The sequence below is a fragment of the Profundibacter sp. genome (assembly GCF_056498605.1).
Genome location: NZ_JBSMEZ010000047.1, coordinates 21,817 through 33,421, shown reverse-complemented (window position 1 = coordinate 33,421; position 11,605 = coordinate 21,817). Strand labels below are relative to the sequence as shown.

Here is an 11,605-nt window from a genome sequence, read left to right as displayed (position 1 = left end):
TCCAAAAGATAAAGGAATTCAAAAGGATAGCATTACGTGCATGTAAAACTGACGATAGTTTTAAGGCCATGATTTCAATCGTCGCAACCGTCATTCATTTGCGGTAAACGTCAACAGGCCCTAATCCCCCGATACAATATCCTCAAGCCGCGCGTAATCGTCCTCGCGGTATTCCTGAATGACGCAAAGGATTTCGTCTTCGTCCATCCCGAGCGATTTCAGCGCGATACTGCCCAGTTGCAGGCTGGATTCGGCGGCCTCGGACACCACGGCGGTGGCGCCAACCCGTTCTAGCTCCAGCGTGCGCTTGCGATCACGGGCGCGCACCAGAATCGGCAGGTCGGGGTATTCACTGCGCAGGGCGGCGACCACGTGGCGGGTGACTTTGGCTTTGTCCAGCGTCACCAGCGCCATTTTGGCACGGCCCGCACCAGCCGATTGCAACACCTGTATCTGGTCGGCGTCGCCGTAATAAACCGACACGCCGCGCTCACGGCACTTGGCCACCCGCGCCTGATCCAGATCCAGCGCGACATATGGCACGCCCGCATCCGACAGCACCTTGGCGACGGTTTGGCCAACCCGCCCGAAACCGGCGATCAACACGTGGCCGGTCACGTTCTCCAGATCGGCGCCAATCGAATCTTGTGGTTGGTGCGCGTCGGTGCGCAGCCGGATGCCGATGCGTTTTCCGGCAACAAACATCAGCGGGGTGGCGACCATGCTGATGGTGATCACCGCCATCAGGATTTGCGCAAGGTCTGGCGTGATCAGGTTAAGCGCCATCGCCGCGCCAAACAGCACGAAACCGAATTCGCCACCTTGGGACAAGGCGAACCCTGTCCTGACGGGTGTGCTGAGTGGCATGCCGGTGAGGCGGCAAAGCGCGGTTGTTATCAGGGTTTTAGCAACCATCAAACAGAGAACGATCAGCAGGATCACCCCGAGATTACCAATGATAAAGGCGATGTTGATCGACATACCGACGGTCATGAAAAACAGCCCCAGCAGGATGCCGCGAAACGGGCGGATGTCGGCCTCGATCTGGTGGGGGTATTCGTTTTCGGCCAACAACAGCCCCGCCAGCAACGCCCCCAGTTCCATCGACAGTCCGGCCAGTGACATGACCCAGCCCATGCCCAAGACGACCAACAGGGTGGTGGCGACGAACAATTCGACGCTGCGTATGCTGGCAATCATCCGGTAGAGCGGGCGCAGCAGGTAGCGGCCAAAGCCAATGGCAACGGCCAATGCGGCGGCCCCTTTCAGGGCGGCCAACCCGAAGGTTTGCACAAAGGATGCGCCTTCGGCCCCCAAAAGCGCCACAAGGATCAGCAGCGGCACCACGGCGATGTCTTGCATCAACAGGATCGAAAAAGTGGTCAGGCCAAAGCGGGTGGCGCGTTCGCCCCGCTCGACCAGCAATTGCAGTACAAACGCGGTTGACGACAACGCCAGCCCGCCGCCGATGATGGTGGCGGCCTCGAAGCTCAAGCCCAGCAGGTAGGCCGTGGAACCGATCACAACGCTGGTAACCCCGACTTGTAGGCTGCCCAACCCGAACACCTTGCTGCCTAGGGCCCGCAGGCGCGAGATGGATAATTCCAGCCCGATCATGAACAGCAGGAACACGGCGCCCAGTTCGGCCAGCGTATGTGCGGCCTGCGTGTCACCAATCAGGGCGAATCCGTAGGGGCCAATGACGATGCCTGCCGCCAGATACCCCAAAATCGGGCTGGAGCGCAGGCGTTGGAAGGTCGGCACCACAACCACAGCCGCCGCTAGAAAAACCAGCACGTCCAGCAGATATTCCGAATGGCCCGAATGTTGATCCCCACGCATTTGATCATTATTAATGGCGTTGGCTGACCTCATCGCAATATTGCTGCCAAAGTCAACGGTTGATGTGGCGAGAAGCCTTGGCGAGGTGAAACAGGGCGATGTGACGCGGGTTTTAGCGATTTTCAGGTAAAAATATGGCAACAAACGTCGATTTGGTAACGGATCGTTCAATCCATTTGTGCGAAAACAACCGCACCCCCCCTTGCAGGGGTCCGAGCGCACAACTAAGACTTGGGGAAGGAAACTCGCGCAAGTTATGGCGACAGCAGCAGGCAGGTGAATATGAACGATCCTTATGAACACTACATGAATAACCTTGTGCCCATGGTGGTTGAACAAACCGCGCGTGGCGAACGTGCCTATGATATTTTCTCGCGCCTTCTGAAAGAGCGGATTATTTTCATCACCGGCCCCGTGCATGACGGCATGGCCAGTCTGATTGTGGCGCAGTTGCTGCATCTTGAGGCCGAGAACCCGAAAAAAGAGATTTCGATGTATATCAACAGCCCTGGTGGTGTAGTGACATCGGGCCTGTCGATCTATGACACGATGCAATATATTAAACCAAAGGTTTCGACCCTTGTGGTTGGTCAAGCGGCCAGCATGGGGTCGCTTTTGGCGGTGGCGGGCGAGGCCGGTATGCGGTTCGCGCTGCCCAATGCGCGGATCATGGTGCATCAGCCATCCGGTGGGTATCAGGGGCAGGCGACGGATATTATGATCCACGCGGCAGAAACCCAGAAGATCAAGGATCAGCTGAACAAGATTTATGTTAAACACACGGGCCAGACCCTGAAAGCGGTTGAAAAGGCGCTGGAGCGGGATAATTTCATGTCGTCCGAAGAAGCGCTGGCATGGGGGCATCTGGATGAGATTGTCGAAAGCCGTCCGGCGGGTGACGATGACGACAGTTGATTTGCACTAGCAGGTCATTTTGGCGTTGAAGACAAAAACGGGCTGCCCTAAGCTGGAGACAAGGGGCAGTCTTTGCGATCCAAACGGGTTGTGATGGAAACAGGTTTTGAGCCACTAGAGGTGCACAATGGCGAATAATTCAAGCAGCGACAGCAAGAACACCCTATACTGCTCATTTTGCGGCAAAAGCCAGCATGAGGTGCGCAAGCTGATTGCGGGTCCGACCGTGTTCATTTGTGATGAATGCGTCGAATTATGCATGGACATCATCCGCGAGGAAACCAAAACCGCTGGCCTGAAATCCAGCGAAGGTGTACCAACCCCCAAAGAAATATGTGATGTGCTGGACGATTATGTGATCGGTCAGTTCCACGCCAAACGGGTTTTGTCGGTGGCGGTGCACAACCACTATAAACGCCTGAACCATAGTGGCAAAACCGGCGAGATCGAGCTGGCAAAATCCAACATCATGCTGATTGGTCCAACAGGTTGCGGTAAAACCTTGCTCGCGCAAACGCTGGCGCGGATTCTGGATGTGCCGTTCACTATGGCCGATGCGACCACCCTGACCGAAGCCGGTTATGTTGGCGAAGACGTTGAAAACATCATCCTGAAATTGCTTCAGGCTTCTGAATATAATGTGGAGCGCGCACAGCGCGGCATCGTTTACATCGACGAAGTTGATAAAATCACCCGCAAGTCTGACAACCCGTCTATCACCCGCGATGTGTCGGGCGAAGGCGTGCAGCAAGCGTTGCTGAAAATCATGGAAGGCACGGTTGCGTCTGTGCCACCCCAAGGCGGGCGCAAACACCCGCAGCAGGAATTCCTGCAAGTGGACACGACCAATATCTTGTTCATCTGTGGCGGCGCGTTCTCGGGTCTTGAGAAAATTATCTCGCAACGCGGCAAGGGGTCGGCCATCGGGTTTGGCGCTGACGTTCAAGACGAAGAGGATCGCGGCGTTGGCGAAATGCTGGGCGATCTTGAACCCGAAGATCTGTTGAAATTCGGCCTGATCCCCGAATTCGTTGGCCGCTTGCCAGTGATCGCCACCCTGACCGATCTGGACGAAGAGGCGCTGGTCACCATTCTGAGCACGCCGAAAAATGCGCTGGTCAAACAATACCAACGCCTGTTCGAGCTGGAAGAGGCCAAGCTGACCTTTACCGAAGATGCGCTGAAAGCCATCGCCAAACGCGCAATCGCCCGCAAAACCGGTGCTCGTGGGTTGCGATCAATCATGGAAGATATCCTGCTGGATACAATGTTTGAATTGCCCGGCCTTGAAAATGTCGACGAGGTTGTGGTGAATGAAGAGGCCGTCGGCCCTGACGCGGAACCGCTGATGATTTATTCCGACAGCAATGAAAAAGAAGAAGCCAGCGCAAGCTAGAGCATGCCCAATCAAATCGCATTCACCCGCCACTGTGAACGTGTTATGCGTTGCAAAAGCTGCCTCACCGAGGCGGGGATGAATTATTGGATATAATTGGATTGGGCACGCTCTAAATGTCGATCAAACGCATCGCTTCCGATTCCGCCTACGAGCCCAAAATCGGGTACTGCCGCGCGGTGGTGGCTGATGGCTGGGTGTTGGTATCGGGCACCACGGGCAATGATCACGCCACAATGACAACCCCCGAAAACGTGGTGGATCAGTGCGAATTGGCGCTGGGCCACATCGCGGCAGCCCTGCAAAATGCGGGTGCGTCATTCGCCGATGTTGTGCGGGTCAACTACATCCTACTGGAACGCGGTGATTTCGAGGAATGCTGGCCGTTATTGCGCGCCGCTTTTGGTGACAATCCGCCTGCCGCCACGATGATCGAAGCGGGATTGATTGATCCGGCGATGAAAATTGAGATCGAAGTGACCGCGCGTCTGCCACAAATCGCCTGAAACGGCGCTGGCCACTGGACGTTACGCGCACATTGGTCCATATCAGTATCAGACCACTGTGGAGAGCATCATGCGTTCTATTCTTCGACTTTTGACTTGGTATCACGGCCAAACGCTGGGCACGCGGATTTTCACTTGGCGCAATGGCGTCAAGGTTGGCGAAGACGACTACGGTAACATCTATTATGAAACCCGCGACGGCAAACGCCGTTGGGTTTGTTACGCCGATGTCCCCGAGGCGAGCCAGATTTCACCGGATTGGCACGGCTGGATACATTTCACATGGGACGAGCCACCTACAAAGGCGCCGCTCACCCATAAAGCGTGGGAAAAACCGCACCATGAAAACCTGACCGGCAGTGACGCCGCTTACGCGCCAGCAGGGTCATTACATAACGCCAGTCCGAAAGAGCAGCGCGATTATGATGCTTGGCAACCAGAGTAGATCATGGCGGAATCAACCACAGAAGTAATGGTCGGCGGGGCTGTTTTGGCAGTCGCAGTCGGGTTCCTGATTTACGCAGGCCAAGCGACCGGATTTTCACCGGCAAAAAGCAGTGATTATGCGCTGACGGCCAGCTTTCGTTCGGGCGAGGGGATAACTGTGGGCACGGATGTGCGCCTTGCGGGGGTCAAAGTGGGCACCGTCAGTGCGATGACGCTGAATGCGAAAACCTACCGTGCCGACACAATGCTGTCGTTGAAACAGGGCATAATGATTCCCGATGACAGCGCGATTGTAATTTCATCCGAAGGGTTGCTTGGCGGGAACTTTGTCGAGATTTACCCAGGTGGGTCGCTCGACAATTTCGGACCTGGCGACGAGATTGAAGACACCCAAGGGGCGGTCAGCCTTGTTTCCCTGTTGATGAAGTTTGTTTCGAGCAGTGGCGAATGATGCGGGCGCTGGCCATTTTTCTGGCGGTTATCGCGGCACCTGCATTTGCAGAAGATGTTAGCACTGCGCCTGCCGCGATTTTACGCGGGCTGGATAAGGTTGATGGCAGATTAAGCGACATGGAAATGGCCACAGGCGAAAGCCGCAGTTATGGCCGATTGCAGATCACACTGGGCGAATGCCGCTATCCAAAAGGCAACCCGTCGGGCAACGCCTATGCCTATTTGACGATCCGCGAAGGCGATGCGCAGACACCGATATTTTCCGGCTGGATGATTGCCAACACACCGGCCCTAAACGCACTGGACCACGCCCGTTATGACGTTTGGGTGTTGCGCTGCAAAACTGAATAAGCAGTGGGCGTTTCTGGTTGGCGCAGAAAATCCGCATCAACCGGTAAGGCTTGTTCCAACAACAAGTGATAGGCATCACGTGGGATTTCGATTGCGCCTAAGGATGCCAGATGCGGGGTGATGAACTGCGTATCAAACAGGGTAAACCCACCAACACGCAGACGATCCACCAGATATGCCAGCGCGATTTTAGAGGCATCCGTGCGGCGTGAAAACATGCTTTCACCGAAAAATGCCCCGCCAATCGTCAGGCCATAGACACCGCCAACAAGGGTATCCTCATCCCACACCTCAAGCGAATGGGCATAGCCTATACCGTTTAATTGTTCATACAAATCAAGAAGTTGCGCGTTTATCCATGTCTCGTCACGTTCCGCACACCCAGCGACCACTTCCATAAACGCGGTATTTGTTCGAATTTGGAAGGGTTCCTGCCGAATGCGCCGTGCCAAACTGCGCGAAATGTGGAACTTGTCCAAGTCAAACACACCGCGAAGGCGTGGATCTACCCAGAACAGCTCTGGATCGTCCCGCGACTCTGCCATTGGAAACACACCCGAGGCGTAGGCATTCAACAAAACCTCCGGTGTCAGGGGGGGGGCGCTCATCCGCCTAAGCCAGATTTTCCTCGAGCCATTTTTCCAGCCAGTGAATATTGTAATTCCCTGTCAGGATGTCGTCCTCGGCCAATAGCGCTGTGAACAGCGGCAGGGATGTATCGACCCCATCCACGATCAATTCGCCCAAGGCACGGCTAAGACGGGCCAGTGCTTCGGGCCGGTCGCGGCCATGCACGATCAGCTTACCAATCAGGCTGTCGTAATAGGGAGGAATTTTATACCCGTCATACAGCGCCGAATCCATCCGCACGCCCAATCCACCAGGGGCATGGAACTGGGTGATGGTGCCGGGGCAGGGGGTGAAATTGGGCAGCCGTTCGGCGTTGATGCGCACCTCGATGGCGTGACCGTTGACCTCCAGTTCATCCTGCGTGAATGACATCGGCAGCCCTTCGGCCACGCGGATTTGCTCGCGCACCAGATCAACACCAAAGATCGCTTCGGTGACGGGGTGTTCCACCTGTAAACGGGTGTTCATTTCGATGAAATAAAATTCTCCGTTCTCGTACAAAAACTCGATCGTGCCTGCCCCGATATAATTGATACCGGCAACCGCATCGGCACAAACCTTACCGATTCTGGCACGCATTTCGGCGGTGATATTAGGGCCGGGGGCTTCTTCGAACACCTTTTGGTGGCGGCGTTGTAGCGAACAATCGCGCTCGCCCAGATGCACCGCATTGCCTTTGCCATCGCCAAAAACCTGCACCTCGATGTGGCTTGGCATGGTCAGATATTTCTCGATGTAAACTTCGTCGTTGCCAAACCCTGACAGCGCTTCAGCGCGCGCGGTATGAAATGCGCTTTCCATATCGGCCTCGGTTGGCGCGAGCTTCATGCCGCGTCCACCACCACCGGCTGTCGCCTTGACGATCACCGGATAACCCAGTTCCTTGCCAGCTTTCTTGGCTGCGGCCACATCCGGCACCGCCCCGTCAGAACCTGGAACGCAAGGCACGCCCAGTTTTTTCATCGTGTCCTTGGCGGTGATTTTATCGCCCATAATGCGGATGTGTTCGGCGGTGGGGCCGATGAAAGTCAGGCCGTGATCCTCGATTACCTGAACAAAACCGGCGTTTTCCGACAAAAACCCGTATCCTGGGTGAATCGCTTGGGCGCCGGTAATTTCGCAAGCCGCAATGATTGCGGGGATACGCAGATAACTGTCGGTGCCAGCAGGGGGGCCGATGCAGATGGCTTCGTCAGCCATACGAACATGCATTGCATCAGCGTCGGCAGTGGAATGCACGGCGACAGATTTGATGCCCATTTCACGGCAAGCCCGCACAACACGAAGGGCGATTTCACCACGATTGGCGATCAGGACTTTGTCGAACATGGCGCGGCCCCTATTCGATGATCATCAGGGGGGCGCCAAATTCGATGGCGTCACCGTCGGCAACCAAAATGCGTTTTACCGTGCCCGATTTTGGGGCCGGAATGTGGTTCATTGTTTTCATCGCTTCGATAATCAAAATGGTGTCACCCTCTGCCACCTGTGCGCCAACGCTCACGAAGGCGGGCGAATTTGGTTCAGGTTGCAGGTAAGCGGTGCCAACCATTGGCGATGTCACAGCACCCGGTAGGGCGGCAGGATCTTCGGATGTGGCAGCTGCAGGCGCCTCGGATGCAGCGGCGGGGGCGGCAACTGGTGCGGCTGCGGCGACGGCCACAGGGGCGGCGGAAACCATTTGCGTTTGGCGGCTAACGCGGACATTCATGCTGTCATTGTTGGCATAGATGCGTTTGACCTGAATTTCGGTCATGTCGTTTTCATCCAGTATGGCGGCCAGCGCCTGAATGAAGGCCACGTCTGAGTCTTGTGATTTTTTGGTCATGGCGTCCTCGTTGTATCCCCTAGTGCCCTTTGTCGGGCTTTGACTTTGCCCGCTTATACGCGAGGTCGGGGGGGGTGAAAAGCGTTGGTGTGAAAAAATAAAATTTACCATTTGATAAAATTTTTGAGGTGTGGCACGATTAAAGCCTGATTTACTCCAGCTAGGGAAGCCAGATATGCCGAACAGCCAGATGACACCGGGCATTGCACCAGGGCGTTTGCCCTCTGACACATATGCAAACAACTTTGCTGATTTACACGCGCCACTGGATGCACACGAGGCCGCGGTGGCGGCGGACCGGTGCTATTTTTGTTATGATGCGCCGTGCCAGGTGGCCTGCCCAACGGACATCGATATTCCGATGTTTATTCGCCAGATCAGCACCGGCATTGCCGAATCTGCTGCCACGACGATTTTTGACCAAAACATTCTGGGCGGTATGTGTGCCCGTGTTTGTCCGACCGAAACCCTGTGTGAAGAGGTTTGTGTGCGCGAAGTGGCCGAGGGCAAACCTGTCGAGATTGGCCGTTTGCAGCGGTATGCCACCGATGTTTTGATGGCGTCGGGTGTGCATCCCTATGAACGAGCAGCTTTGAGCGGTAAAAAAGTGGCCGTTGTCGGGGCGGGTCCAGCGGGCCTGTCCTGTGCGCATCGTTTGGCGATGCATGGCCATGATGTGGTGCTGATGGACGGGCGCACCAAGGCGGGCGGGCTGAATGAATACGGCATTGCGGCCTATAAATCGGTCGATGATTTTGCCCACCGCGAGGTTGATTGGCTGATGCAGATCGGCGGGATCACCATGCAATATGGCAAACGTCTGGGTGATGGCATGTCGCTGGCGGACCTTACGGCTGGTTATGACGCGGTGTTTTTGGCTATCGGCATGGGCGGCGTGAATGCGCTGTCGGCGGATGGAGAGGATCTGGGCGGTGTTGTTGATGCCGTGGATTTCATTGAAGACTTACGCCAAGCTGACGACCTATCCAAACTGCCTGTGGGCCGCAATGTTGTGGTCATCGGCGGCGGGATGACAGCGGTGGATGCGGCTGTTCAGTCCAAACTGCTGGGCGCTGACACAGTTACGATGGTTTATCGGCGCGGCAAGCTGCGGATGGCGGCCTCTGTTTATGAACAGGAACTGGCGACGTCCAAGGGCGTGCGCATTATTTACAACGCTCAACCTGTGGCGATGCACGGTGATAGCGCTGTGGCCGAGGCCGAGTTTGAATACACGAGTGAGGCAGGCGGTGCGCTAAAAGGCACGGGCGAAACGGTTCGGATTGCCGCTGATCAGGTATTTCTGGCCATTGGACAGACGTTAGAGGGCGCACCCGATGGTGTGGCCGTCGATCGCGGTAAAATCACGGTGGATAATGTTGGCCGCACTTCAATGGTGGGTGTCTGGGCTGGCGGGGATTGCGCCAGCGGTGGCGATGATCTGACCGTGACAGCTGTGGCCGAAGGCCGCGACGCTGCAATTGATATTCACGCCACGTTGATGGCTTAGGGGGATTGCAAAATGGCTGATCTAACCTCGAATTTTATTGGTATTAAATCTCCGAACCCGTTCTGGCTGGCTTCGGCCCCGCCAACGGATAAGGAATACAACGTGCGCCGCGCCTTTGAGGCCGGATGGGGCGGGGTTGTCTGGAAGACGCTTGGCGAAGAAGGCCCGCCCGTGGTTAATGTGAACGGCCCACGCTATGGCGCAATTTATGGCGCCGACCGGCGGTTGCTGGGGTTAAATAACATCGAGCTGATCACGGATCGCCCGTTGCAGCAAAACCTTGAGGAAATCACCCGGGTGAAAAAGGATTACCCCGACCGCGCGATTATCGTGTCGTTGATGGTGCCTTGCGAGGAGCAATCGTGGAAAGATATCCTGCTGGCCATCAAGGATACTGGCGCTGACGGCATTGAGCTGAACTTTGGCTGCCCGCACGGTATGGCCGAACGTGGCATGGGTGGTGCTGTCGGACAGGTGCCGGAATATATCGAAATGGTGACGCGCTGGTGCAAGGAAAACACCAAGATGCCGGTGATCGTGAAACTGACACCAAACATCACCGATATTCGCAAACCCGCCGAGGCCGCAATGCGCGGCGGGGCGGATGCGGTGTCGCTGATCAACACGATCAATTCGATCACATCCGTTGATCTGGACGCAATGTCGCCCGAGCCGATGATTGACGGCAGAGGCACGCATGGCGGCTATTGCGGGCCTGCTGTGAAGCCGATTGCGCTGAATATGGTGGCCGAAATCGCCCGTAACCCCGAAACGGCCAAGCTGCCGATTTCGGGTATTGGCGGCGTAACCACATGGCGCGATGCAGCTGAATTTATGGCGCTGGGCTGTGGAAATGTGCAGGTTTGCACGGCTGTGATGACCTACGGCTTCAAGATCGTTGAAGAAATGATCACGGGGCTTAGCCAGTGGATGGACGAAAAAGGCTACTCATCGGTGGACCAATTTGTTGGCATGGCGGTGCCCAATGTCACCGATTGGCAGTATCTGAACCTGAATTTCATCACCAAAGCGGTGATCAACGAGGATGATTGCATCAAATGCGGCCGTTGTTATGCCGCCTGCGAAGACACCAGCCACCAAGCGATTGAAATGTCGGCGGACCGTGTGTTCAGTGTTAAGGATGACGAATGCGTTGCCTGTAACCTTTGCGTTAATGTTTGTCCGGTCGAGGGCTGCATCACCATGAAACAGGTGCCCGCAGGCGAGATTGATTTGCGCACAGGTGAAACGGTGCCGTCAGAATATGGCAACTGGACGACGCACCCCAACAACCCAGGCAATAGTTGCGCCTCTGGCTAAAGGGCGATGTTAACTTTGCGAACTTCGGGAACGGGCGCTTGGGCATACTGCTCTGTCGCCTTTTCCTTATCCGGCTCTGTTTGATCTTTGGCAGGAAGGTTTGGGCCTGCGCGAAATTTTTCGCGCTCAGCTTCCAGTAAGTTTGCCTCGAATGCGGGGGTGGGGCCGGTTGGCCTGTCGGGATCCGGAAATGACACAAGGTTTTCGCTGTGTTGATTGCCAGAGTTGCCGCCCGTGTTCTGACCGGTTTCGTTTCGCGGTTTTTCTGATTGCGCAACGGCGGCGATTGTTTTCACAGGCGACGCTGTCACTGATCCTGCAAAGACCTGTTCGGGTGGCGGGGCCACAGGCAAAACCCCGGGAAATATAAGCATATCCATGCTCCTGATCGGGGCCCCCACCGATGA

General features: G+C 55.9%; 13 protein-coding genes. 8 read left to right on the top strand and 5 right to left on the bottom strand.

Annotation, left to right across the window (positions count from 1 at the left end; translation table 11 throughout):
• Positions 1-120 precede the first annotated feature (120 nt).
• Entirely contained in the window at positions 121-1,983 is a 1,863-nt protein-coding gene (locus ACWB12_RS05235) for a monovalent cation:proton antiporter-2 (CPA2) family protein (protein ID WP_479529015.1), read from the bottom strand.
• Between the two features lie 141 nt (positions 1,984-2,124).
• Here ACWB12_RS05235 and ACWB12_RS05230 point away from each other — a divergent pair, with 141 nt between their 5' ends.
• The 6 genes from ACWB12_RS05230 (at position 2,125) to ACWB12_RS05205 (ending at position 5,910) form a co-directional block, all read left to right on the top strand.
• Complete coding sequence (locus ACWB12_RS05230) at positions 2,125-2,757, top strand: ATP-dependent Clp protease proteolytic subunit (RefSeq protein ID WP_479529014.1); 633 nt, start codon at positions 2,125-2,127, stop codon at positions 2,755-2,757.
• Between the two features lie 127 nt (positions 2,758-2,884).
• Complete coding sequence (clpX, locus tag ACWB12_RS05225) at positions 2,885-4,153, top strand: ATP-dependent Clp protease ATP-binding subunit ClpX (RefSeq protein ID WP_479529013.1); 1,269 nt, start codon at positions 2,885-2,887, stop codon at positions 4,151-4,153.
• 116 nt (positions 4,154-4,269) lie between these two features.
• On the top strand, positions 4,270-4,659 hold the full coding sequence (locus ACWB12_RS05220) for a RidA family protein (protein ID WP_479529012.1): 390 nt from the start codon (positions 4,270-4,272) through the stop codon (positions 4,657-4,659).
• A 70-nt stretch (positions 4,660-4,729) separates the two neighbouring features.
• Positions 4,730-5,104 (top strand): NADH:ubiquinone oxidoreductase subunit NDUFA12, encoded by a 375-nt coding sequence (locus ACWB12_RS05215; RefSeq protein WP_479529011.1) that lies wholly within the window; start codon positions 4,730-4,732, stop codon positions 5,102-5,104.
• Between the two features lie 3 nt (positions 5,105-5,107).
• On the top strand, positions 5,108-5,557 hold the full coding sequence (gene mlaD / locus ACWB12_RS05210; protein WP_479529010.1) for an outer membrane lipid asymmetry maintenance protein MlaD: 450 nt from the start codon (positions 5,108-5,110) through the stop codon (positions 5,555-5,557).
• On the top strand, positions 5,554-5,910 hold the full coding sequence (locus ACWB12_RS05205) for a DUF2155 domain-containing protein (RefSeq protein WP_479529009.1): 357 nt from the start codon (positions 5,554-5,556) through the stop codon (positions 5,908-5,910). The genes mlaD and ACWB12_RS05205 overlap by 4 nt, the downstream gene beginning before the upstream one ends.
• Here the strand turns inward: ACWB12_RS05205 and aat are convergent.
• Genes aat through ACWB12_RS05190 form a run of 3 tightly spaced genes read right to left on the bottom strand, consistent with a single transcriptional unit; the run spans position 5,874 to position 8,368 of the window.
• On the bottom strand, positions 5,874-6,518 hold the full coding sequence (aat, locus tag ACWB12_RS05200; RefSeq protein ID WP_479529008.1) for a leucyl/phenylalanyl-tRNA--protein transferase: 645 nt from the start codon (positions 6,516-6,518) through the stop codon (positions 5,874-5,876). The genes ACWB12_RS05205 and aat overlap by 37 nt on opposite strands.
• Positions 6,519-6,522: 4 nt before the next feature.
• The gene (gene accC / locus ACWB12_RS05195) at positions 6,523-7,869 is read right to left on the bottom strand and encodes an acetyl-CoA carboxylase biotin carboxylase subunit (protein WP_479529007.1); all 1,347 of its coding nucleotides are present in this window, start codon (positions 7,867-7,869) and stop codon (positions 6,523-6,525) included.
• 10 nt (positions 7,870-7,879) lie between these two features.
• Positions 7,880-8,368: an acetyl-CoA carboxylase biotin carboxyl carrier protein gene (locus ACWB12_RS05190; RefSeq protein ID WP_479529006.1), complete on the bottom strand. Its 489-nt coding sequence runs from the start codon at positions 8,366-8,368 to the stop codon at positions 7,880-7,882.
• Positions 8,369-8,543: 175 nt separating this feature from the next.
• Between ACWB12_RS05190 and ACWB12_RS05185 the strand changes: the two genes are divergently transcribed.
• Both ACWB12_RS05185 and preA read left to right on the top strand, forming a co-directional pair.
• Positions 8,544-9,878, top strand: a complete 1,335-nt coding sequence (locus tag ACWB12_RS05185; RefSeq protein WP_479529005.1) for an NAD(P)-dependent oxidoreductase — start codon at positions 8,544-8,546, stop codon at positions 9,876-9,878.
• Between the two features lie 12 nt (positions 9,879-9,890).
• Complete coding sequence (gene preA, locus ACWB12_RS05180; protein ID WP_479529004.1) at positions 9,891-11,198, top strand: NAD-dependent dihydropyrimidine dehydrogenase subunit PreA; 1,308 nt, start codon at positions 9,891-9,893, stop codon at positions 11,196-11,198.
• On the opposite strand, the gene ACWB12_RS05175 is transcribed toward preA, so the two are convergent.
• The gene (locus tag ACWB12_RS05175) at positions 11,195-11,572 is read right to left on the bottom strand and encodes a hypothetical protein (protein WP_479529003.1); all 378 of its coding nucleotides are present in this window, start codon (positions 11,570-11,572) and stop codon (positions 11,195-11,197) included. The genes preA and ACWB12_RS05175 overlap by 4 nt on opposite strands.
• Positions 11,573-11,605 lie beyond the last annotated feature (33 nt).

Coding starts and splice junctions, on each gene's coding strand:
- ACWB12_RS05230 (WP_479529014.1), top strand. CDS start 2,125: ATGAACGATCCTTATGAACACTACATGAATAACCTTGTGCCCATGGTG.
- clpX (WP_479529013.1), top strand. CDS start 2,885: ATGGCGAATAATTCAAGCAGCGACAGCAAGAACACCCTATACTGCTCA.
- ACWB12_RS05220 (WP_479529012.1), top strand. CDS start 4,270: ATGTCGATCAAACGCATCGCTTCCGATTCCGCCTACGAGCCCAAAATC.
- ACWB12_RS05215 (WP_479529011.1), top strand. CDS start 4,730: ATGCGTTCTATTCTTCGACTTTTGACTTGGTATCACGGCCAAACGCTG.
- mlaD (WP_479529010.1), top strand. CDS start 5,108: ATGGCGGAATCAACCACAGAAGTAATGGTCGGCGGGGCTGTTTTGGCA.
- ACWB12_RS05205 (WP_479529009.1), top strand. CDS start 5,554: ATGATGCGGGCGCTGGCCATTTTTCTGGCGGTTATCGCGGCACCTGCA.
- aat (WP_479529008.1), bottom strand. CDS start 6,518: ATGAGCGCCCCCCCCCTGACACCGGAGGTTTTGTTGAATGCCTACGCC.
- accC (WP_479529007.1), bottom strand. CDS start 7,869: ATGTTCGACAAAGTCCTGATCGCCAATCGTGGTGAAATCGCCCTTCGT.
- ACWB12_RS05190 (WP_479529006.1), bottom strand. CDS start 8,368: ATGACCAAAAAATCACAAGACTCAGACGTGGCCTTCATTCAGGCGCTG.
- ACWB12_RS05185 (WP_479529005.1), top strand. CDS start 8,544: ATGCCGAACAGCCAGATGACACCGGGCATTGCACCAGGGCGTTTGCCC.
- preA (WP_479529004.1), top strand. CDS start 9,891: ATGGCTGATCTAACCTCGAATTTTATTGGTATTAAATCTCCGAACCCG.
- ACWB12_RS05175 (WP_479529003.1), bottom strand. CDS start 11,572: ATGCTTATATTTCCCGGGGTTTTGCCTGTGGCCCCGCCACCCGAACAG.